General features: G+C 67.5%; 23 protein-coding genes and 2 pseudogenes. 18 read left to right on the plus strand and 7 right to left on the minus strand.

The genetic code is table 11. The features are described from left to right. Positions 1-45: 45 nt before the first annotated feature. Both NP4_RS32050 and NP4_RS32055 read right to left on the minus strand, forming a co-directional pair. Positions 46-837, minus strand: coding sequence for an SAM-dependent methyltransferase (locus NP4_RS32050; RefSeq protein WP_068005941.1), 792 nt, complete (start codon positions 835-837; stop codon positions 46-48). A 315-nt stretch (positions 838-1152) separates the two neighbouring features. Beyond that, entirely contained in the window at positions 1153-1569 is a 417-nt protein-coding gene (locus NP4_RS32055; RefSeq protein ID WP_062506577.1) for a helix-turn-helix domain-containing protein, read from the minus strand. Positions 1570-1885: 316 nt separating this feature from the next. On the opposite strand from NP4_RS32055, the gene NP4_RS32060 reads away from it, so the two are divergent. The 8 genes and pseudogenes from NP4_RS32060 (at position 1886) to NP4_RS42920 (ending at position 6221) form a co-directional block, all read left to right on the plus strand. Then, a complete protein-coding gene (locus tag NP4_RS32060) occupies positions 1886-2752 on the plus strand; it encodes an LLM class flavin-dependent oxidoreductase (protein ID WP_068005942.1) in 867 nt (288 codons plus the stop codon). 44 nt (positions 2753-2796) lie between these two features. Further along, positions 2797-4191, plus strand: a complete 1395-nt coding sequence (locus NP4_RS32065) for a DUF2252 domain-containing protein (protein ID WP_068005943.1) — start codon at positions 2797-2799, stop codon at positions 4189-4191. A 125-nt stretch (positions 4192-4316) separates the two neighbouring features. After that, entirely contained in the window at positions 4317-4478 is a 162-nt protein-coding gene (locus NP4_RS41330) for a hypothetical protein (protein ID WP_156524957.1), read from the plus strand. A 23-nt stretch (positions 4479-4501) separates the two neighbouring features. Next, entirely contained in the window at positions 4502-4903 is a 402-nt protein-coding gene (locus tag NP4_RS32070; RefSeq protein ID WP_068005944.1) for a DUF1003 domain-containing protein, read from the plus strand. Between the two features lie 96 nt (positions 4904-4999). Next, positions 5000-5230 carry a hypothetical protein gene (locus tag NP4_RS32075; protein WP_068005946.1) on the plus strand — a complete coding sequence of 77 codons (231 nt, stop codon included), beginning with the start codon at positions 5000-5002 and terminating at the stop codon, positions 5228-5230. Positions 5231-5469: 239 nt separating this feature from the next. Then, positions 5470-5640 (plus strand): annotated as a pseudogene (locus NP4_RS42910) (phospholipase); the annotation flags it as partial. A 106-nt stretch (positions 5641-5746) separates the two neighbouring features. Next, positions 5747-5872: pseudogene (locus NP4_RS42915) on the plus strand (hypothetical protein); the annotation flags it as partial. Between the two features lie 67 nt (positions 5873-5939). Continuing rightward, positions 5940-6221: a hypothetical protein gene (locus NP4_RS42920; RefSeq protein WP_068005947.1), complete on the plus strand. Its 282-nt coding sequence runs from the start codon at positions 5940-5942 to the stop codon at positions 6219-6221. A 3-nt stretch (positions 6222-6224) separates the two neighbouring features. On the opposite strand, the gene NP4_RS32085 is transcribed toward NP4_RS42920, so the two are convergent. Then, positions 6225-7034 (minus strand): TetR/AcrR family transcriptional regulator, encoded by an 810-nt coding sequence (locus NP4_RS32085; RefSeq protein WP_068005948.1) that lies wholly within the window; start codon positions 7032-7034, stop codon positions 6225-6227. Between the two features lie 122 nt (positions 7035-7156). On the opposite strand from NP4_RS32085, the gene NP4_RS32090 reads away from it, so the two are divergent. Next, entirely contained in the window at positions 7157-7813 is a 657-nt protein-coding gene (locus tag NP4_RS32090) for a carboxymuconolactone decarboxylase family protein (RefSeq protein WP_068005949.1), read from the plus strand. Positions 7814-7826: 13 nt separating this feature from the next. Here NP4_RS32090 and NP4_RS32095 read toward each other — a convergent pair whose 3' ends face one another. Further along, the gene (locus NP4_RS32095) at positions 7827-8279 is read right to left on the minus strand and encodes a DUF6841 family protein (RefSeq protein ID WP_068005950.1); all 453 of its coding nucleotides are present in this window, start codon (positions 8277-8279) and stop codon (positions 7827-7829) included. Positions 8280-8784: 505 nt separating this feature from the next. Between NP4_RS32095 and NP4_RS32100 the strand changes: the two genes are divergently transcribed. The 7 genes from NP4_RS32100 to NP4_RS32130 are packed head-to-tail and all read left to right on the plus strand — an operon-like array spanning position 8785 to position 18899. Beyond that, positions 8785-11238 carry a GcvT family protein gene (locus NP4_RS32100; RefSeq protein WP_068005951.1) on the plus strand — a complete coding sequence of 818 codons (2454 nt, stop codon included), beginning with the start codon at positions 8785-8787 and terminating at the stop codon, positions 11236-11238. 4 nt (positions 11239-11242) lie between these two features. Then, entirely contained in the window at positions 11243-12391 is a 1149-nt protein-coding gene (solA, locus tag NP4_RS32105) for an N-methyl-L-tryptophan oxidase (RefSeq protein ID WP_068005953.1), read from the plus strand. After that, entirely contained in the window at positions 12388-13521 is a 1134-nt protein-coding gene (locus NP4_RS32110) for an aromatic ring-hydroxylating oxygenase subunit alpha (protein ID WP_068005955.1), read from the plus strand. The genes solA and NP4_RS32110 overlap by 4 nt, the downstream gene beginning before the upstream one ends. Next, positions 13518-14999, plus strand: coding sequence for an aldehyde dehydrogenase family protein (locus NP4_RS32115; protein ID WP_068005957.1), 1482 nt, complete (start codon positions 13518-13520; stop codon positions 14997-14999). The genes NP4_RS32110 and NP4_RS32115 overlap by 4 nt, the downstream gene beginning before the upstream one ends. A gap of 10 nt (positions 15000-15009) precedes the next feature. Continuing rightward, positions 15010-16551: an APC family permease gene (locus NP4_RS32120; RefSeq protein ID WP_068005958.1), complete on the plus strand. Its 1542-nt coding sequence runs from the start codon at positions 15010-15012 to the stop codon at positions 16549-16551. Beyond that, positions 16544-18100 (plus strand): GMC family oxidoreductase, encoded by a 1557-nt coding sequence (locus NP4_RS32125; protein ID WP_068005960.1) that lies wholly within the window; start codon positions 16544-16546, stop codon positions 18098-18100. The genes NP4_RS32120 and NP4_RS32125 overlap by 8 nt, the downstream gene beginning before the upstream one ends. Positions 18101-18107: 7 nt before the next feature. After that, entirely contained in the window at positions 18108-18899 is a 792-nt protein-coding gene (locus NP4_RS32130) for an IclR family transcriptional regulator (RefSeq protein WP_068005961.1), read from the plus strand. Between the two features lie 643 nt (positions 18900-19542). On the opposite strand, the gene NP4_RS32135 is transcribed toward NP4_RS32130, so the two are convergent. After that, the gene (locus NP4_RS32135) at positions 19543-20094 is read right to left on the minus strand and encodes a hypothetical protein (RefSeq protein ID WP_068005962.1); all 552 of its coding nucleotides are present in this window, start codon (positions 20092-20094) and stop codon (positions 19543-19545) included. Between the two features lie 30 nt (positions 20095-20124). Here NP4_RS32135 and NP4_RS32140 point away from each other — a divergent pair, with 30 nt between their 5' ends. Then, positions 20125-20781 carry a lytic transglycosylase domain-containing protein gene (locus NP4_RS32140; RefSeq protein WP_068005970.1) on the plus strand — a complete coding sequence of 219 codons (657 nt, stop codon included), beginning with the start codon at positions 20125-20127 and terminating at the stop codon, positions 20779-20781. Between the two features lie 25 nt (positions 20782-20806). Continuing rightward, positions 20807-21064, plus strand: coding sequence for a hypothetical protein (locus NP4_RS32145; RefSeq protein WP_068005984.1), 258 nt, complete (start codon positions 20807-20809; stop codon positions 21062-21064). A gap of 152 nt (positions 21065-21216) precedes the next feature. On the opposite strand, the gene NP4_RS32150 is transcribed toward NP4_RS32145, so the two are convergent. Together NP4_RS32150 and NP4_RS32155 are read right to left on the minus strand one after the other, a co-directional pair. Then, complete coding sequence (locus NP4_RS32150) at positions 21217-21543, minus strand: STAS domain-containing protein (RefSeq protein ID WP_218023996.1); 327 nt, start codon at positions 21541-21543, stop codon at positions 21217-21219. A gap of 65 nt (positions 21544-21608) precedes the next feature. After that, entirely contained in the window at positions 21609-21908 is a 300-nt protein-coding gene (locus NP4_RS32155; protein ID WP_082876413.1) for a WhiB family transcriptional regulator, read from the minus strand. Positions 21909-22017 lie beyond the last annotated feature (109 nt).

Raw genomic sequence — 22017 nt, forward strand, 5'->3', positions numbered from 1 at the left:
TAAGAGGCTTGCCCGCGCCGCGTGGCGGTCGCGCGAAATTCGGTCCTACGGTTTGCGGCAGACGCCGCCGAAGATCACCAGATCCGTGGCGGGCATCTCGCCGTCGAGCCAGTTCTGTAGCGGCACGATACCCGGGGCGAGGATCTCGAACCCGTCCAGGAGGGCCGCCGTCTGCGCCGCGGATCGGAAGACGAACCGGGACGGACTGTCGGTGAGGTCGCGTCGGGCCTGGCTGGTGAACGCCTCGGTGCTGTCGGTGGACCCCTGGGTCAGCGCCAGATAGCTGCCCGGCGCCATCACCTCGCCCAGCCGGGCGATGATCTTGTCCGGCCGCTCGTCGTCCATGATGAAATGCAGTACACCGCAGAGCATTACGGCCACCGGCCGGTCGAAATCGACTGCGGCCTCTGATCTCAGGCGTCCGATCAACTCGTCGATGTCGCGGATATCGGCCAATATCGGTGTGACGCCCGGTATTCCGGCCAGCATTGCATTGGAGTGCGCGTACACGACGGGGTCGTAGTCGACCGCCGCGACCCGCGCGGTCGCGTCGATCTTCTGGGCGACCTCGTGGACGGCGGGTGTGGTCGGAATGCCCGCGCCGAGATCGATGAACTGCCGCACGCCGGCCTCGGCCGCGGTCTGCACCGCCTGGATGAGGAACTGACGGGAAAACCATGCCGTGGTGCGGGTATCCGGCGCCACCAGGAGCATCCGATTGGCGACCTGGCGATCCACCTCGTAATTGTCCTTGCCGCCGAGCAAGTAGTCGTACACACGAGCTGAATTCGGTTTGGAAGTATCGACGCCCTCAGGCGCTCGCCTTGCGTCCGACACCGGGTCGCCTCCTAGACATCCTCGGTCATCGTAGCAAGCTGCTACGCGATTTCGGCGAGATCCGCGTTCGGAAACATTCGGGCGGTCGGCCCGCTGTTCGATCGAGTCGGGGCGCGTTGTGGCACAACATGTTTCGCGAGGCTCATCATTGTTGCCAATTCGTTGCGCCTTAATCGGCAACGCGCGTTCACCGATCGGGGTGCTGCTTATCGAATGGAATTTTTAGAATGACCGGTCTATTTTCTGATTCGAATTCGGGGCCGGTTGCGCTATGGCGCAGCGGATTCGGTCTTTCGCCCGGCGCGGGGGAGTGGCCTACGCGCTGCCGTCCGCGGGGATCTCGGGCAGCCCCTCGCTCGCACGCAATTTCTCCGCCATGGCGGCGAGCAGGTTCTGGGATTCCTCGGACAGATCGAAGGCTCTGCTGGACAGCCGACGCAGACCGTAGCCCTGTAGCTGGGACAGCAGCTCCAGATCGTGGTCGATCTTCGCCGCGTAGATGTCGTTGAAGAAGTAGTCCGGCTTCACCTTGAAGAACTGGGCCAGAGCCGCCACGGTGTCGTCGGAGGGGTTGGTCCGCTGCCCGGATCGTAACTGTGACAGATAGGGCTTGGAGATCCGGTGGCCGGCCGCGGTGAGGGCCTCGGCCACGTCGGCATTGGTGTGCGGACCACGCCCCGGTCGGTGCACGGTATCGAACAGCTTGTTCAGTCGCGTCGCGAAGTCAGCCATCTCGGCCCTCGATCTTCCACTCTCAGTTGCTACGCACCAAACCGTAGCTAGAAGATAGCTAACATCAATATGCGCGCCGATGCCAGCGGAGCCGGTCGGGAGCGCTATCGCGATTGTCACACCGTCCGCACTTAATAAGTATACGTATATATGCGCATCTAAACATGTATACCGAAGCGTCGGGCGAACGCGGCGGACGCTCCTGTGTCGCCTCTCGAGCCAGCAGCGACGGGGTGGGGGAGGCGAGGGGCCGTCGGTGATTGGCGCGCGGTTCAAATGCGTTGTGCGGTGGAGTCTTTCGGCGCATTGTTGGGCGATGCGATATTCCGTGAACATTCCCAACTTCGGGGATTTCGCCGATGCGAGGACCGTGGCTCGGGTGGCGGTGGCGGCGGAGCAGGCCGGATGGGACGCGCTGTTCGTGTGGGACCACGTGGTGCACGACAAACAGGACCGTCGCGGACAGCCCTTCGGTGATCCATGGATGTTGCTGACCGCGGCCGCGTTGGCGACCTCGCGGCTGCGCTTGGGCACGTTGGTGAGCCCGGTGCCGCGGCGGCGGCCCGAACAGCTCGCCCGGCAGGTGGCCACCCTCGAGGCGCTCAGCGGGGGACGGGTGATCTTCGGAGCCGGACTCGGGGGTCCGATCGCCGACGAGTACGGCAGCTTCGGCGAAACGACCGATCCGATCGTGCTGGCGGAACGGTTGGACGAGGCGTTGGATCTGCTGGTGCGGTATTGGGCCGGTGAACGGGTCGACCACATCGGCAAGCACTACCGCGTCGAGGACGTCACGCTGCTGCCCGCGACCGTACAGCGGCCGCGGCCGCCGATCTGGATCGGCGGTTGGTGGCCGCGACGGCCGCCGTTTCGTCGCGCCGCGCGCTGGGACGGGGTGGCCCCGCTGTTTGTCGGCGCGGGACACGGCGAGATTCCGGCCGTCGAGGATGTTCGCGACATGCTGGCCTACGTCCACGCCCACCGCGCGGATCGGTCCGAGCCGTACGAGGTCGTGCTCGGCGGTGTGACGCCGGGCGATCCGGATCGGGCCCGGCAGTTGCTGGCCCCGCTCGCGGATGCCGGTGCGACGTGGTGGGACGAGCGTTTGCTGATGTCCGGGGACGACTACTACCGGTTCGCACCCGTGCTGCGACGCATCGAGCAGGGTCCGCCGACGCTGTGACCGAATTCGTGAGTAGCGGATTTTCGACGGTAACGTGAGATGTCATGAGTACGTTGGGAATCGATCTGCGCGCGCACACGCGCGCCGATGAGGTGTTCGCGCGCGGGGCCGCGCTGCGCGAACGGACACCGGTCGGATGTCGCGACCGCGAGGCGGTCGGCCCGCGGCGTCCCGAGGTGCTCGAATTCCTGGCCGCGTCGAATGCCGATCGGTTGGAGTATCTGGTGCCGCTGCGGATGGGCCGGATGTCGGCCTCGCCGTACGCGTTCTTCCGCGGCGCGGCCGGGCTGATGGCCGCCGATCTCGCCGACGGACCGGTCAGCGGGCCGGTCGCGCAGTTGTGCGGGGACGCCCACGCCGCCAATTTCGGTCTCTACGGCACTCCGAGCGGCGAGATCATCATGGATATCAACGATTTCGACGACACCATCGCCGGGCCGTGGGAGTGGGATCTGGATCGGCTGGCGGCCAGTCTGGTGCTCGCGGGGCGCGAGGGCTCCTCGTCGGAGGACGATTGTTTTGTCGCGGCTCGCGATGCCGCGGCCTCCTACCGCGCGGCCGTGGCGCATCTGGCCGAACAGCCGTTTTTGGAATCGTGGAACGCGCTGCCCGACGAGTCGGTCATCGCCCATTCCCGCGCGGACGATCTGCTCGACGACTTCCGCCGCGCCGCCAAGAAGGCGCGCCGCAATACCAGTGCCAAGGTCGCCCGCAAGTGGACCGAACACCTCGAGGATCACGAAACCGGTATCCACCACCGGCGATTCGTCAGTGATCCACCCATTCTGACCGCGGTCGAGCCGCCGGTCGCCGACGCGGTGGTCGATGCCCTGCACGCCTACGCCGACACCCTGGTCGGCTCGCGGCACAACCTGCTGGCCCGATTCACCGTCTCCGACATCGCCTTTCGCATTGTCGGCACCGGAAGCGTCGGCCTGCACAGCTATCTGGCGCTGCTGCACGGCAATGGTGAGGAGGTGCTGGTGTTGCAGATCAAACAGGCCGCGCCCTCGGCGCTGGCCCCCTACGTGCAGGCCGCCGCCCCGGTCCACGAGGGCGAGCGCATCGTGCGGGGAGCGCGGCTGGTCCAGTCCGAAAGCGATATTCTGTTGGGCTGGACCACGATTGACCTCGACGGGCGCGAACTTCCGTTCATCGTGCGCCAGTTCCGCAACCTCAAGGGCGGTATCGACCCCTCGGAACTGGACTCCGAGGACCTCGACGACTACGGCCGCTTGGCCGGAGCCCTGCTGGCCCGCGCCCACGCCCGCTCGGTCGACCCTCGCCTGCTCGCGGGCTATCTGGCCGACGCCGAGGAGTTCGACGAGGCGGTAGCCCGCTTCGCGATCCGCTACGCCGACCGCACCGAGGCCGACCACCGAACCCTGGTACAGGCGATCCGGGAAGGACGTATCGCCGCCGACTCTGTCGACGACTGAACCTGCGTACACTCTTGTCCACCTGGTGCGTAGGCGTATGTGACCGACCCCGAAGGTGAGCTCGCGGACATGACCATCGGCGCGGCACTTCCCCTGAGCAGATTGCCGCACCCCCGCACGAGGCCATGACCAGCGTGGCCGACGATCTGATCGAGGACTGGTCGGCCGCGCCGGACGGCCGGGTGGATGTCCACGCGTCCGATGTCGGGTCGCTGCGGATGTACGAGCGCGGAACCCGGCGACCCGAGCCCTTCACGCTCACAGCGCGATTCCGTGGTGAATCGTGAATTCGATACCGAGAGAGGCGGATATGAATACCTCGCAGCCGCGTCCGCACCCCGCCGTCATCGACTTCCGTGCGCAGCGCGCGGCGAGTTTGCAGTTGCGGGTGGCGGATTGGATCACCAAGTTCGCCGGGTCGATGCAGTTCGTTTATATCCACGCTGTGGGCTTCACGTTGTGGATGCTGTTCGTGGAGAGGAATCCGTGGCCTACGTTGACCTTGGCGGTGTCGCTGGAGGCGATCTTTCTGTCGACCTTCGTGATGATCGGGCAGAATCGGCAGGCTCAGTTTCAGCAGATGAAGGCCGATCACGACTTCAATGAGCAGGAGTTGGAGTTGAAGACCAATACCGAGCTCACCCGTGCGATCCATCGGATGACCGCCGAACTGCATCGGCGGCTGGTGGAGGCGCCGGAGCAGTCGAGCTGATTCGAATGCCCTGTGGCGCAGGGGATCCGGTCGGGGATCATCGGTGATGATGAATCATGGGTAGCCGTTGGATGTACGAATGGGAAACTGGGCGGTGTGCTTGACGAATCCGACGTGGCCCAGGCGCACGTCTTCTACGAGATGCTGTCCGCGGAGGCCGAATCCTTGGCCGTGGCGCTGCGGCCGCATCTGACCAGGCGAGGGGTGCCGCGGGCCAGTGCCGAGGCGCGGTTGCTGGAGCGTGATCTGCGCGAAGTGCGTCGCTGCCTGGGGTTGCTGCGGGATCGGTTTCCCGAATTGGGGCGGGGAGCGGTCGTCGACGGGTGAAATACCGAGGTCGATGTTCGGTGGGCGCATGGCGAGGAGGGGCCATGGCCGGATCGGCTGATTCCACGGGCGGACTCACGCGTCGACGTCTGCTCGGCGGAACCGCGTTGGCCGCGGCATGGGCGGTGATGCCGGGTAATGTCCGCCGCGCCCTGGCGGCGCCCGTCGCGCCGCGACCGATCGAGCATGTCGTGCTGTTGATGCAGGAAAACCGTTCGTTCGACCACTATTTCGGCACGATGCCGGGTGTGCGTGGATTCGCCGACCCGAACGCGATGCGGCTGCCGAATGGCTCGCCGGTATTCATGCAACCGGACCCGGAGAACCCGGACGGATACACTCTGCCGTTTCATCTGGACACCTGCCGTAACAGTGTCCAGCGCATCCCCTCCACCTCGCACGAATGGTCGGCTCAGCACGTGGCGCTCGCGGACGGCCGGATGGACAATTGGCTGCCCGCGCACCGCAAGGCCGACGGTCCGGAAGGTCTACATCGAGGCCGGACAGCCCTACAATGTGCTCGACGAATTCCGGCAGTTCCGGGAGGCGTCGGAGGATTCGCCGCTGTACCGCAAGGGAATTCGGCCCTCGCCCGCGGGGTCCTTCGAAGCCGACGCGCGCTCGGGGACGCTGCCCGCGGTGAGCTGGCTCATGCCGCCGGAGACCGCCTCCGAACATCCGGCGTTCCGGCTGGACCGCGGGCGGATGGGTGGCGACCGAACGCTTCGACCACACCTCGGTGCTGCGCTTCCTCGAATGGTTCACCGGTGTCGAGGAACCCAATATCTCGCCGTGGCGTCGCCGCACCTTCGGCGATCTCACCTCGGCGCTGCGATTCGATCAGCCCGCCGCCGCGGCGGCGACCTTCCCGGGCGTGGACGCCGAACTCGCGCGGGCGGATCTGACCGACCTGCTCCCGAGACCGGTAGTGCCGGCCAGTCCGCAGATCCTGCCCGTCCAGGCCCCGGGCACGAAACCGCAGGTGCCCTGAGGTTCAGTCGAGCCGGAATCGCGGCCGCGGGCCGATGTCCTCGGGTTCGAACGGCTGCTGTCCGCGTTCGGTGGTCTCGGGTCGGAAACCCATGCCGCGCAGGATCGTTCGCAGATGGACGTCGAACAGTCCGTCGGTGTTGGTGATCAATCTCGGTAGATTGCCCCACAATTCGGAGATGATGAACCCGAGGACGGCGGCCCAGGCGTTGTGCGCCGCGGCGGCCGCGGCCGGGGTCAGGCTCGTCAGGGCGGATTTTCGCGGTTCCAGCAGGCGAGCGCCGAGTCCGGCGAGTTCGACCGGGTCCGGTGGCTCGAACTCGTCGGGGGTGGCGGCGTCCGCGGCCAAGGCGTGCAGATAGGTCTCGATGATCGCGGCCATGATCCGTCCGGCCGCGGGGCCGGTGGCCGATTCGGGGGCGTGGTAGCCGGGTATCGGGGTGCCGTAGATCAGGGCGAAATCGGCCGGATTGGCCAGCGCCCACTGCCGGATGGTGGCGAAGATCGATCGCATGCGGGTGTGCGGCGACGCGTCGGCGGTGTGGTCGTGAGTGCGGTCGATGGTGTCGGCGAGGTCGGTATAGGCGTCGACGCACAGGGCGGTGATCAGATCGGCCTGGGTCGGGAAGTAGCGGAAGATCGCCGGTGAGGACATGCGCATATCGCGGGCCAGGGCCCGAAGCGACAGTCCACCGTAGCCGTTGGCGATCAGTTGCTCGCGGGCCAGCCGTTTGATCTCGTCGATGGTCGCCTGGCGGCGCTCCTCGCGGCGGGTGCCTCGAGGCCCGGTCCGCGCGCTCCGGGATTCGGGCATGGCGTCGGTCCTTTCGCGCGGGCGTCCGCTCGTACGGTATCGGCCTCTTGACAAATCCCCACGATACTCGACACTGTTATCAGCAGTAAAACAGTTATCGGTGATAACGTAAGGAGGTCCCGATGTTGCCGTCGACCACTCAGGGCTCGCCGGGCCCGGCGGCCTTTCGCAAGCGCTTCTACACCCTGCCCCAGTTGGTCGCGGATATGCGGGTCCTGGCCGGGCGACGGGCCGACCTGCGGGCGATCTTCGAACAACAGCGCATGGACCCGCTGCTGCGCGAACAGGTCACGCTGGCGGTATCGGAGGTCAACGGCTGCGGCTTCTGCACCTACATCCATCAGGAGACCGCGCTGGCCGCCGGGGCCGATATCCGCGAACTGGCCGCGTTCGCGGGCCTGGATCCCGAGACCGTGGACGAGGACCACGTCATCGCGATCATGTGGGCCCAGAGCCGTGCGGAGGCCGGAATGGGTGAGGCGGGCGAACACCTCGAACGCGCTGTCACACAACGCTTCACCGCACAACAACGCCGCGATCTGGACACCGTGATCCGCTGGATGACCCTGTCCAACCTCGCGGGCAACACCCTCGAGGCCCTGATCCGGCGGGTACGCGGCCGAAAAGTCCCCGGCAGCAGACTGTTCGACGAACTCGTCATCGGCGGCGTCTACGTGGCGGGCTCGATCCAAACAGGCCTGCGCACCGCGCGGATGCGAGGCAAATCGGTACGGGACGTGCTCCGCGAAGCCACCGCGACAATCCGCGCCAGCGCGTAAACCCCTACTTCGGCTAGGTGAGCGGCCAGGCGTCGGAAACGGTGTCGGCGGTGGTGGGTTTGGTGTAGATGTCGATGATCCGCCAGCCGGGGTCGAGTTTCGCGATGTCGTATCCCACAGCCCAGCGCTCGATCTCCACGTCGTTCTCGCGCTGGCGGCTGACGATGATTTCCATCGTGACGCGGGTGGGGTGCAGGACGCGGATGACCCGGTCGAGGATTGTGGCGTGGTGGTAGCCGCGGGCGCCGAGGTCGCGTTGACCCGCCAGGAGAGACTCGCGGACCTCCGCGTCGGTCAGAAGCCACTGGTTGCGGCCGCCGTCCTCGCAGATATACAGCGGGATCGAATAGTAGTTCCGGTGGAAGTGGTCATTGCCCGCGCGACCGGCGGTGAATTCGATGAACTCCCGGGCGTAGCGGCTGTACCAGATATCTATTTCGCGACGAATGTCGTCATCCACAGTCATGCGTCCGCCTCTGTGTCGTTCGAGCCGAAACCACGTTGAACAGGGGATTCGAGTGTGGATGAAAGGCGGCGCTCGCCGCTAGCGCGATGAGACGGACGTCACCGCAGGGCGGCGGCCACCGCGTGCAGGGCCAGGCCCTGGCCCCACGGTTGGATGCGGTCGTCGCGGATCACGCTGTAGCCGAATGGGACCAACTGCAAGACGGTGCCCGCGCTGACTCGGGTGAGGGCGCCGAGGCGTCGACGTAGCCGAGCGCCGCGACGAACCCGTAGGGCACAAAATCGGTTGCCGTTGATTCGCAAGGGATTCCATGAATCCTCCAAGTTGCGTAATAAGCAACAATATTCACAATATGCAACAGTGTGCGCCCCGGCCGAGCGGGTCGTCAACCCCGGATCGCTCTGTGACAGTAGGGTTTCCGGCGGTTGACAGCCCGGCATCGTAAGCGGAACATCTGTTGCGTAATACGAATCCGTTGCGGTTCGAGCAACACTGGAGGCACGCTGTGGCCCATCCCAGAGTCGTCGTCATCGGAGCCGGAATAGTCGGCGCCGGACTTGCCGAGGAAATCACCGCGCGCGGCTGGACCGATGTCACGGTCCTCGACCGCGGACCCCTGTTCGCCACCGGCGGATCCACTTCGCACGCACCGGGTTTGGTTTTCCAGACCAATCCGTCGAAAACCATGAGCGAGTTCGCGCGCTACACCGTCGAGAAGTTCCGCGCCCTCGACCATCCCGACGGCTGGGTCTTCAATCCCGTCGGCGGCCTCGAGGTGGCCACGACGCCCGAACGCTGGCGCGACCTGCACCGCCGGGCCGGGTGGGCGCACTCCTGGGGTATCGAGGGCCGATTGCTCGATGCGGCCGAATGTGCCGCATTGCACCCGCTGCTGGATCGCGAACGAATTCTGGGCGGATTCCACACGCCGACAGACGGATTGGCCAAGGCCGTGCGCGCCGCGGCGGCGCAGGCGCGGCTCGCGATCGCGCGCGGCGCGCGATTCCACGGACATCGCGAAGTGCTCGAGATCGTACAGCGCGGTGGCCGCGTGGCGGGGGTCCGGACCGCCGACGGCGTGCTGGACGCGGATATCGTGATCTGCGCGGCCGGTTTCTGGGGTGCGGAGCTGGCGCGACGGGTCGGCCTCGTGGTGCCGCTGGTGCCCATGGCCCACCAATACGCCCGCAGCGGGCCGCTGGCCGCGCTCTCGGGTCGCAATGGCGAACTGGGCGAGGCGAGTCTGCCGATTCTGCGGCATCAGGCTCAGGACCTGTATTTCCGCGAACACGTCGACCGGCTCGGAATCGGCTACTACGGACACCGGCCGATGCCGGTCGACATGGCGGATCTCGCCGCGGTCACCGCCGGGGAGTCGATGCCTTCGATCCTGCCGTTCACCGACGCCGATTTCGCCCCGGCCTGGCGGGAATCGATCGAACTGCTTCCCGCGCTGGGGGATTCGAAGATCGAGGAGGGTCTCAACGGTATCTTCTCGTTCACTCCCGACGGCTTCTCGATCATGGGCGAACATCGGGAACTGTCCGGATTCTGGGTCGCCGAGGCCGTCTGGGTCACCCATTCGGCGGGTGTGGCCCGGGCGACCGCGCAATGGCTCGTCGACGGCGCGCCCGATACCGATGTGCACGAATGCGATCTGTACCGGTTCGAGGAGGTCGCGCGCGGCGAGCGATTCGTCCGCGAGACCAGCACCCAGGCCTTCGTCGAGGTCTACGACATCATTCATCCGCATCAGTACCGCACCGCGCTACGCGGGCTGCGCACCAGCCCGTTCCACGACCGGCAGCGCGAACTGGGCGCGTACTTCTTCGAAAGCGGCGGCTGGGAGCGGCCCGCCTGGTTCGAGGCCAATGCCGAACTGGCACAACGACTTCGCGATGCCGGGGTGCCGTTCCCCGAACGCGACGACTGGGCGGGCAGATTCTGGTCGCCGATCTCCATCGCCGAGGCCCGCTGGACCAGGCAGCGGGTCGCCCTGTACGACATGACGCCGCTGACCCGCTACGAACTCACCGGTCCCGGCGCGCTGGCATTCCTACAGCACCTCACCACCAACAATCTCGACAAGAGCGTCGGCTCGGTGACCTACACCCTGCTGCTCGACGAAAACGGCGGTATCCGTAGCGATCTCACCGTCGCCCGATTGGGGCGGGAACTGTTCCAGGTGGGCGCGAACGGGCCGCTGGATTTCGACCGGTTCACCCGGCGACTGCCCGCCGACGGCTCGGTGCGCTTGCGCGATATCACCGGCGCGACCTGTTGCGTCGGCGTGTGGGGGCCCGCGGCGCGAGATCTTGTGCAGCCGCTGTGCCTGGATGATCTGTCGCATCAGGCGTTCAAATACTTTCGCGCACTGCGCACCCGCCTCGACGCCATCCCCGTGACCATGCTGCGCGTCTCCTATGTCGGCGAGCTCGGCTGGGAGATCTACGCCAGCGCCGAATACGGCCGCGCGCTGTGGGATCTGCTGTGGGAGGCGGGTCGCGCGCACGAGGCGATCGCGGCGGGCCGGATCGCGTTCAACAGCCTGCGCGTCGAAAAGGGTTACCGCAGTTGGGGAACCGATATGACCACCGAACACACACCCGTCGCCGCGGGTCTGGGCTTCGCGGTGCGCCTGGACAAACCGGATTTCGTCGGCCGTGACGCACTGGTGCGGGCCCAGCCACCCGCGAAGATCCTGCGCAGCATCGTATTCGACGATCCGGCGGCGGTGGCGCTCGGTAAGGAGCCGGTATTCGACGGCGAGACCTGCCTCGGCTATGTGACCAGCGCGGGCTATTCGACCACCCTCGCCCGCACCATCGCCTACGCCTGGCTGCCCGCGGCCACCGCACCCGGTGACGGGGTGGAGGTCGACTACCTCGGCGTCCGCTACCCCGCGGTGGTGCACGCCGAGCCGGTGGTCGATCCCGAGATGTCCCGGATCAGGAGGTAGCGATATGACCACGGCCACCGCCGGATACGACGTCATCGTGATCGGCCTCGGCGGCATGGGCAGCGCCGCGGCCTGTCACCTCGCCGCGCGCGGGCAGCGCGTCCTCGGGCTGGACAGATTCGAGCCCGCCCACGATCGCGGCTCCAGCCACGGCGGCTCGCGGGTGATCCGGCAGTCCTATTTCGAGGATCCCGCCTACGTGCCGCTGCTGCTGCGCTCCTACGAACTGTGGCGGCGTCTTGCCGCCGACAGCGGCCGGGAGGTGTTCCGGCTCACCGGCGGACTGTATCTGGGTCCGCCCGAATCGGTCACCGTCGCGGGCAGTTTGCGCGCCGGAGTGGAATGGTCGCTGCCGCACGAGGTGCTCGACGCCGCCGAGATCCACCGCCGGTTCCCGAATCTCACCCCGAATACGGGCGTTATCGGAATCTACGAGGCCAACGGTGGTTTCGCCCGGCCGGAGTCGACCGTTCAGGCGCATATCGAACTCGCCCTGCGCGCCGGGGCGACCCTGGCCTTCGGCGAGCATGTGCGGGGCTGGGAGGAAGGCGCGCACGGCGTTTCGGTCACCACCGCGCGCGGGGTCTATCGGGCCGACCAGCTGGTGATCTGTCCGGGCGCGTGGGCCCCGCAGTTGTTGGCGCAGTTCGCGATTCCCATCACCGTCGAGCGGCACGTGCTGTATTGGCTGGATCCGATCGGCGGGACGGCGGCGTTCGAGGACGCGCCGGTCTTCATCGCCGAGAACGAGTTCGGCAGGCAGATCTACGGATTTCCGGCGATCGACGGTCCGGACGGCGGGGTGAAGGTCTCCTATTTCCGCAACGGCATGCCGTGCACGCCCGAGACCATCGACCGCGTCGTACATCCGCGCGAGATCGCCGAGATGCGCGAGCGCGTCGCCGAACTCGTTCCGGCGCTGGACGGTCCGCCCGTGCACACCGCCACCTGCATGTACTCCAATACCCCGGACCATCATTTCGTCATCGCCCGTCATCCCGACACCGCGCGGGTGACGATCGCGTGCGGATTCTCCGGCCACGGTTTCAAATTCGTGCCGGTGGTGGGGGAGATCCTGGCCGATCTGGTCGTCGACGCGAAAACCGCGCATCCGATCGCCCTGTTCGATCCGCGCAGGCTGGTGAGCGCATGACGAACGGGGATTCGCTGATTCCGACCCTGGGCGGTCACTGGTACGCCGACGAGCGGGTGTTCGCGGCCGAGCAGGTGCGCCTGTTCGAGCGAATGTGGTTCTGCGCCGCGCGCTCCGGCGAGCTCGCCGAATCCGGCCAATTCCGGCGGGTACAGGTGGGCCGAGAGAGCGTGCTGATCGTGCGCGGTCGCGATGGCGAACTGCGGGCATTCCTCAATATCTGCCGCCATCGCGGGGCGATGCTGTGCACCGAGGACGAGGGCCGGATCCAGCGCAATCTGCGGTGCCCGTATCACGCCTGGACCTACAGGCTCGACGGCAAACTGGTCGCCGCGCCGAATCTCGGTGCGCTGCGTTCGGCCTCGGGCGAGGCGATCGACCGGGTCGCCTACGGTCTGGTGCCGGTGGCGCTGCGGGAGTGGCTCGGATACGCCTGGGTCTGCCTGGCCGAGGAGCCGCCCTCGTTCGAGGCCGATGTGGTGAACGCCGTCACAGCGCGACTGGGAGATCCCACGGCAGTCGACTCGTACGGCATCGAGCGGCTCGCGGTCGGACACCGAGTGGTCTACAGTGTCGCAGCGAACTGGAAGCTAATTGTGGAGAACTTCATGGAGTGCTACCACTGCGCGACCATCCACCCGGAGCTCACCGAGGTCCTACCGGAGTTCGCGCAGGGATTGGCGGCCCAGGTGTTCGTCGGGCACGGCGCCGAATTCGGCCCGGACATCGCGGGTTTCACCGTCGACGGCTCGGCGGGTTTCGACGCTCTGCCGGGTGTCGGACCCGAACAGGATCGCCGCTACTTCGCGATCACCATCCGACCGCAGGTATTCGTCAATCTGGTACCCGACCATGTCATTTTCCACCGGATGTACCCGCTCGCGGTCGACCGCACCCTGGTCGAATGCGATTGGCTCTACACCGAGGATGTGGTGGCGAAGCGGCGCGACGTATCGCGTTCGGTCGAGCTGTTCCATCGGGTGAACCAGCAGGATTTCGCGGCATGCGAGCGCACCCAGCCCGCCATGTCCTCGCGTGCCTACCGCCACGGCGGCGTGCTGGTCCCCGCGGAGCATCACATCGCGGAGTTTCACGAGTGGGTCTCCCGACGCATGGAAGAGGTGGAATGAACGGCGACCCGGACCTACTGATCGACGGCGTATGGGAGCACGCGTCCGACGGCGGCACGCGCCGGATCATCGATCCGGCCGACGGTTCCGTCGCGGCGGTCGTGGACGAGGCGACCCCGCAGGACGCGCGGCGCGCGGTCGCCGCGGCGCGGGCGGCCTTCGACGCGGGCGCCTGGCCCGCCACCCCGGTGGCCGAGCGCGCGGCGCTGCTGCGGCGCATCGCGGATCTGCTGGTCCGCGACAAGGAGGAGCTGGCCCGGCTGGAGACGGTCGATACCGGTAAGACGCTCGCGGAGAGCCGGATCGATATCGACGATGTGGTCTCGGTATTCCGCTACTACGCCGATCTCGTTGGCGTACAGGCGGATCGGCTGATCGATGTCGGCGATCCCGCGGTCGTGAGCCGGGTGGTGCGCGAGCCGATCGGCGTCTGCGTGCTGATCGCGCCGTGGAACTATCCGCTGCTGCAGATGTCGTGGAAGGTCGCGCCCGCGCTGGCCGCGGGCTGCACCATGGTCGCCAAGCCGAGTGAGGTCACACCGCTGACCACCATCGCGTTCGCGCGCCTGGCGGTCGAGGCGGGCGTGCCTGCCGGGGTGCTCAATCTGGTGCAGGGCAGCGGCGCGACGCTCGGCGCGGCGCTCACCGCGAATCCGGAGGTCGACTTCATCTCCTTCACCGGCGGCTTGGCGACCGGACGCACCATCACCCGGGTCGCGGCCGATAATCTCACCAAGGTCGCCACCGAACTCGGCGGCAAGAATCCGCATATCGTCTTCGCCGATGCCGACTGGGACAGCTCCGTCGATCAGGTACTCACCGGGGTCTTCCTGCACTCGGGTCAGGTGTGTTCGGCGGGCACCCGATTGATCGTCGAGGAGTCCATCGCCGACGATTTCGTCGCCGAGTTGGCGCGTCGCGCCGAGCGGATCCGGGTCGGGCCCGGGTTCGACCCGACCAGCGAAACCGGTCCGCTGGTCTCCGAGGAGCATCGGACCAAGGTGGAAAATTATGTCGCCCTGGGCATTTCGGAGGGCGCGAAGCTGGTGACCGGCGGCGTGCGGCCCAGCGATCCCGAACTCGAGGCGGGCAGCTTCTTCCTGCCCACCATCTTCGATCGCTGCGATCGGTCCATGCGGATCGTCCAGGAGGAGACCTTCGGTCCGATCCTGACCGTCGAGCGCTTCACCACCGAGGCCGAGGCGATCCGGCTCGGCAACGACACCGAATACGGGCTGGCCGCCGGGGTGCGCACCGCCGATCCCGCGCGCGGCGAACGCGTGGCGCGGGCGCTGCGGCACGGCACGGTGTGGCTCAACGACTTCGGTTACTACACCGCCGCCGCGGAATGGGGCGGGTTCAAACGATCCGGGAACGGCCGGGAACTCGGCCCCACCGGACTCGCGGAATATCAAGAGATCAAACACGTCTGGCACAACACGGCACCCAAGCCGGCGGAGTGGTTCAAGGGCGGTTAGGCGGTAGGCAATGGTACTCGAGGAACGCACCGGCGTCTCCGATGAGAGCGGGATGGCCGAGTTCGGCTATCGCGAAACCCTCGACCGCAGTATCGGGAAGTTCTCCAGCTTCGCGGCCGGGGTCAGCTACATCTCGATTCTGACCGGCACCTTCCAGCTGTTCTACTTCGGGTTCGGCACCGCGGGCCCGGCCTATCTGTGGTCGTGGCCGCTGGTCTTCGTCGGTCAGCTGGCGGTCGCGCTGTGCTTCATGGAACTGGCAGCGCGCTATCCGGTCGCCGGATCGGTCTACAACTGGTCGAAGGCGTTGGGCAGCAGAATCGTCGGATGGTCGTCGGGCTGGTTGATGCTCACCGCGTCGATCGTGACGCTGTCGGCGGTGGTGCTGGCGCTGCAGCTGAACCTGCCCCGGCTGTGGAGTGGCTTCCAGCTGATCGGCGACGGCAGCGGGCAATACGATTTCGCCACCAACGCGGTGGTGCTCGGCACGGTCATGATCGTGTTCACCACCGTGGTCAACGCGTTCGGCGTGCGGCTGATGGCCATGATCAACAGCGCCGGGGTCTTCATCGAACTGATCGCCGCGGTGCTGATCGCGATCATCCTGGCGGCCAACGCCACTCGCGGCCCGCGGGTGTTCTTCTCCACGCACGGTTACGGCGCGGGCGAGACGGGCGGCTATCTGGGCGCGTTCCTGGTGGCTACCCTGGCCTCGGGCTATGTGATGTACGGCTTCGACACCGCGAGCTCGCTGGGCGAGGAGACGGTCGAGCCGCGGCGCACCGCGCCCCGGGCGATTCTGCGGGCGGTGCTGGCCTCCTTCGTCATCGGCGGCGCGATCCTGGTCTTCGCGGTGATGGCCGCGCCCGATCTGGCCGACCCGAGGATCGGCAGCGGCGACGGCGGGCTGCAATACATCGTGCAGCAGGTGATGTGGGGGCCGCTCGGGCGAATCTTTTTGTGCTGCATCGTGGTTGCGGTGACGGTATGCTCGCTGGCGGTGCACACCGCGGCGATCCGGCTGGCCTTCGCCATGGCCCGCGACAACGCGCTGCCGTTCGGGGAGCGGCTGGCCCGGGTCAATCCCAAGACCCAGGCGCCGGTGGTGCCCGCCGTGACGATCGGTGTGCTGTCGGCGCTGATCCTGGTGATCAATATCGGCCAGCCCAAGATCTTCACCGTGCTGACCTCCATCGCGATCATCATGATCTATCTGGCGTATCTGATGGTGACCGGGCCGATGCTCGGTAAACGACTGCGCGGGCAGTGGCCGCCGCGGGATCTGGCGGCCAGCGGCTATTTCACCATGGGCCGGTGGGGTCTGCCGGTGAATATCGTCGCGGTGGTGTGGGGCGTGGCCATGGCGCTGAACCTGGCCTGGCCGCGGACCGCCGTCTATGGCACGCCTTGGTACAACACCTGGGGGGCATTCGTCTACATCGGCCTGATCCTCGCCGTCGGGCTGCTGTGGTACCTGCTGAAGGGCAGGCGCGACATCGGCACACTGGCCTCACACGCGGCCGCTGACACGGAGGTGAAAAACAATGTCTGACAATGCTTTCGACTACGTCATCGTCGGCGGCGGCTCGGCCGGATGCGTGCTGGCCGCGCGGCTGAGCGAGGATCCGGACGCGACGGTGTGCCTGCTCGAGGCCGGACCGTCGGACGTCGGAGACGACAATATCCTGCGCCTGGACCGGTGGATGCATCTGCTGGACTCCGGCTACGACTGGGACTATCCGATCGAACCGCAGGAGCGCGGCAACAGCTTCATGCGCCATGCCCGAGCCAAGGTGCTCGGCGGATGTTCCTCGCACAACTCGTGTATCGCGTTCTGGCCGCCCGCGGAGGGATTGGACGAGTGGGCGGCGATGGGGGCCAAGGGTTGGGGCGCGGCCGAGGTGCTGCCGTATGTGGCGCGCCTGGAGAACAACAGCGCGCCGGGCGATCACCACGGCCGCAGCGGTCCGGTGCGCTTGCGCGATGTGCCGCCGGTCGATCCCTGCGGCATCGCGCTGCTCGAGGCCGCCGCGCTGGCCGGGCTGCCCACCGTCGAATTCAACCGGGGCGCGACGGTTCGCAACGGGGCCGGGTGGTTCCAGATCAACGCCGACGAGGACAACACGCGCATGTCCTCCTCGCACGCCTATCTGCATCCGATTCTCGACTCCCGGGCGAACCTCGTGGTGCGCACCGGGTGCTGGGCCAGTGAGATCCTGTTCGACGAGGCTCGGGCCGCCACCGGCGTGCGCTATCAGCGGCCCGACCTCACCGGCTACGACACCGTCACCGCGCGGCGCGAGGTGATCCTCACCGCGGGCGCGATCGATACGCCGAAGTTGTTGATGCTCTCGGGAATCGGGCCCGCGGAGCATCTGCGCGAGATCGGCGTGCCGGTGCGGGTGGACGCGCCCGGTGTGGGCTCGAATCTCGATGATCATGTCGAAGGGCTGGTGTTCTGGGAGGCCGCGCGGCCCATGGTGACCAGTTCGACGCAGTGGTGGGAGATCGGACTGTTCGCCACCACCGACGAGGCGCTCGCGGTGCCGGATCTGATGATGCACTACGGCAGCGTCCCGTTCGATATGAACACCCTGCGCCACGGCTATCCGACCACCGACAACGGATTCTGCCTGACACCCAATGTGACACAGGGCCGTTCGCGCGGCACGGTCCGGCTGCGCAGCCGCGATTTCCGGGATCGTCCGAAGGTCGACCCGCGCTACTTCACCGACCCGGACGGCCACGACGAACGGGTCATGCTCGCCGGAATCCGGTTGGCGCGCAAGATCGCCGCGCAGACGCCGCTGCGGGAGTGGGTCGCCAGGGAGCTGGCGCCGGGCCCGGAGGCGGTGACCGACGACGAACTGCTGGATTATGTGCGGGCCACTCACAACACCGTCTACCATCCGGCGGCCACCGCGCGCATGGGCGCGCCCGGTGACGCGATGGCGGTGCTGGATCCGGAGCTGCGGGTCAAGGGCGTCGAGCGACTGCGGGTGGTCGACGCGTCCGCGATGCCGAAACTGCCTGCGGTGAACCCGAATATCACCGTCATGGCCATGGCGGAGAAGTGCGCGGATCTCATCCGCCTAGAATGACCCCGTCATGGCGAAACCGGACGTGGAGGGCCGCGGGCGGACTGCTGCGGTGCAGTCGGTCGACCGCGCGCTGCTCGTCATGGAGATCATCGCGAAACTGGGCCAGGCGGGCGTCACGGAGATCGCGGCCGAACTGGATGTGCACAAATCCACCGTCTCGCGACTGATCGCCGTGTTGGAAGCGCGGGGCTATGTCGAGCAAATCTCCGACCGCGGCAAATACCGGCTCGGTTTCGCCATCGTCCGCCTCGCCGGATCCACCACCGCCCAGGTCGATCTCGCCGGACTCGGGCAGAGCGCCTGCACCGCGCTGGCCGCCGAATCGGGGGAGACCACGAATATCGCTGTGCTCGACGGTGATCGGATCATCAATATCGTCGAGGCGATCGGGCCACGCTCGATCGCGTTGCGCTCCTGGGTCGGTCAGAGCTGCCCGGCGCACGCCACCTCCAGCGGCAAGGTCCTGTTGGCCGCGCTCGAGCCCGCGGCGGTGCGCAAACTGGTGGGCGCCAAACCCGCGGCCTACACCGAGAACACCGTCACCCGATACGCCGATCTGGCCGCCCAGTTGAACGAGGTGCGGGCCAAGGGGTGGGCCAGTGTGCGCGAGGAACTCGAGATCGGCTTGAACGCGGTCGCGGCTCCGGTGTACGGCAGGGATGGTTCGGCCATTGCGGCACTGAGCGTTTCGGGGCCCTCGTATCGGCTCGGGCCGGAACTGTTCGCGCATATGGCCGAACTGGCGATGGCCAGCGCGGCCGCGATCAGCCGCGGACTGGGGTATTCGGGCGGACGGTAGGGGGTCGGGGCGGACCGGGACAATTTGTGTCACTGTGCGGTCGGTCCCCCGCCGGGGTGCGGCGCCAGAGGGTTCGAAAAGGCTTTGCGGGCAGGCGATTTCGCGCGAGACGCGGCCTCCCGGGAGCGCTCGCGCCGCCGCGGGTCGCCAAATGATTGCTGACCATTGCCATTCGGAAACGATTCCAGCTTTCCCGGCTGCGGACCTGGGGTTGCTGTGTCGTCACTCGGTGCTCGCGGGAGGTTGCGTGGGCCATCGGGTGGAGTTGCGGGGCGGTCGGGCGTGCTGCACAGTCTTGCTCGCAGCGACGACCCGAGGAACGGCCCACCGGCCGTACTGCTCGGGGCTGCGCCGACCAGGTCCGATGAGTGGGTCGCGAGGGGTTCACGAGACCGTCGCGGCCCATGGGGGATAGAAAGCAGCAGTTGGTGGAACCGCTCGAGAACAACGGGGTCGACCGTGCCGCCGGGAAGGCGTCGGTACTGCGGTATCTGCCGCACGCGGGGGCCACCGCGGCGGTGCTCGCCCTGGTGATCGCGGTCGTCGTCGCCGAATCGGGACGCGGCGATCGGACCGACCGGATACGCGCCGCGTCGGAAGGATACGAATCGCAAAGCGTGGCACAGCTTTCCGCCGATATCGATCAGCTCCGGGCCGGTGAGCCGGAGACGCCGCGCGATATCCCGGTTCCGATGGACGCCGGTGAGCCGGTTCCGGTCGGTGACAGTGCCGATGACGCGGTTCCGGCGAGCGGGGACATTCCCGCCGACCCGATTCCGGCGACCGACACCACCACCACCAGCGCGCCGAGTGCGACGCCGGAGACCGCGATATCGCGGCCGAGCTTCTCGATGAGCATGAGTGTCAGTGCGAGCGCGAGCTTTTCGGCGCAGCTCACCGCGCGGCCCGAGGTGAATCCGATGCCCGATCCGGGCGTCACCACGGTCACCGTGATCGTCCCCGCGCCCGGCGCGACGACCACCGGACCGCCCGCGCAGTCGACGACGTCTCGCCCGAGCGCCACGACAGCGACGCCGTCGCGGTCCACACCGCGGGTCTCGACCACGCCCCACTGCGAGGCGGCGGTGACGACGCCGAAGAAGGCGACGGCAACCGCCACGGTCGGGCCCACCGTCACGCGTGCGCCCACCAAGAGCGCACCGCCGTCGACCACGACCGCGAAGCCGACCGCCACGACGACCCGGTCCCGCCCATGTCGATAGGGATGCGTCGCACAATCATTGTGGCCCTGGCGATTCCGGCGCTCGTCGGATGCGGTGGGGCGGCGCATCGAGTCGCCGAGCCCGCACCGCCGGGTCCCGGCGATCTGCCCGCGGTCCGGCTCGACGCCGTCGACCGCGCACTGGATCCGCTGGGCGAGTGGGCTCGGGTGCGTTCCGTCGGATACGGCATCCCGGCGCGTGCGTTGCAGGCGTACGGCCAGGCGACGGTGGTCATGGCGAAGGCCCAGCCCTCATGTCACCTCGGGTGGACCACGCTGGCCGGAATCGCGCGGGTGGAAAGCGATCACGGCCGATTCGGCGGCGCGTCCATCGCCGCGGATGGCGTTGTGCGGCCGCCGATTCGCGGTGTCGCGCTCAACGGCGCCGGCGGCAATGCGTTGATCCTCGACCCCGGCCGCACCGGGTACGCGCGCGCGATGGGACCGTTCCAGTTCATCCCCGACACCTGGCAGCGCTGGGGTATGCGGGGCAATCCGGACGATATCGATGACGCCGCGCTCACCGCGGGCCGCTATTTGTGCGCCGCCGGAGGCGATCTGGCCACCGCGCACGGCTGGCGGCAGGCGGTGTTCGCCTACAACCACTCCACCGTCTACGTCGAACAGGTACGTAGCGCCGCAATCGGTTACGACGCGTAGCCGATCCAACGAAAGAGGGAGATACATGAACAAGTTCGGTATGTTCACCGCCGCCGTCCTGACGGCGTCGGGTCTGGCGCTGGGCGCGACCGGCATCGCCTCGGCCGAGCCGGCCCAGCCGCCGGTGAGCACCGGCTCGGCCCCCGGCCTGCCGCTGCTGCTCGGCCAGCTGCTGTCCGGCAGCGCCTCGGCCCCCAAGCCCACCGGCGCGGAAGCCGTTGCCACCGAGACGGGTTCGGCCTCCGGCTCGTCGCTCAGCGGCGGTCTGTCCGGCACGAAGTAGCCGACCGGCACAAGCCCCTTCCATCGCCACGGCACCCGCGCGGGACCGCCCGGCGGCGGTGCGAAGGTAGCGAGAACCCCCGCAGACGGTTCTCGTGACCCGACCGGACCCGTCCGTCGCGACACAGACGGGCGGGCCCGGCCCCGGGTCGTTCAGCCCGCGGTCGATATGGCGCTGACCAGATCCGGGCTGAGGGTGAGCAGGTGATCGAGGCCGACGGCCTCGAGGGGACGGCGCACCCGGGGCGGCGCGAGTATTCGGACCGGACGCGGGGCGCGGGCGTGCACGGTGTCCAGCAGCAGCGCCGAACCGATCAGCCCGAAGAAGGTGACCGCGGTCAGGTCGACCACGAGCACGGCCGCCGGATCGGCGAGGGCCTCGTCCAGCGCGGTGCGCAGGCGCGGGGCCGATACCAGATCGAGCTCACCGGCGAGGGTGACCACGACCGCGTTCGCGGCGCGGGTCACCGCTGCGGTCAACAGGCAGTCCACCGTGGTGACGGGATTGTGAGTGCTGATGGAAGGCAACGGGTTTCGGTCTTCGCTCAGGCTGCGGCCCGACGACGGCGAGTGTATTTCTCCCGCTCGGCCTCGGTCATCGCACCCCAGACCCCGTAGGGTTCGCGCACGCGCAGGGCGTAGGTGCGGCACTGGGCGAGTACCGGGCAGGTGTGGCAGATCTGTTTGGCGCGATTCTCGCGGGCGGTGCGGGCGCGACCGCGTTCGCCGTCGGGGTAGAAGAACAACGACGAGTCCAGGCCGCGGCAGGCGCCGCGTATCTGCCAGTCCCAGATGTCGGCATTCGGGGCCGGAAGTTGGGCGGAGGTGGGAATCGGCAGCGGCATGGTGAACTCCTCATGGTGCGAGCTCGTGCCGGATTCGACTCGACGGACGCTCCGGCTACGACAGGAGCGGACGTTAGAGGTAACGAATAAATCACGTCAACCGATTGAA

It is taken from the genome of Nocardia pseudobrasiliensis NBRC 108224 (assembly GCF_001613105.1).
GTDB lineage: Bacteria > Actinomycetota > Actinomycetes > Mycobacteriales > Mycobacteriaceae > Nocardia > Nocardia pseudobrasiliensis.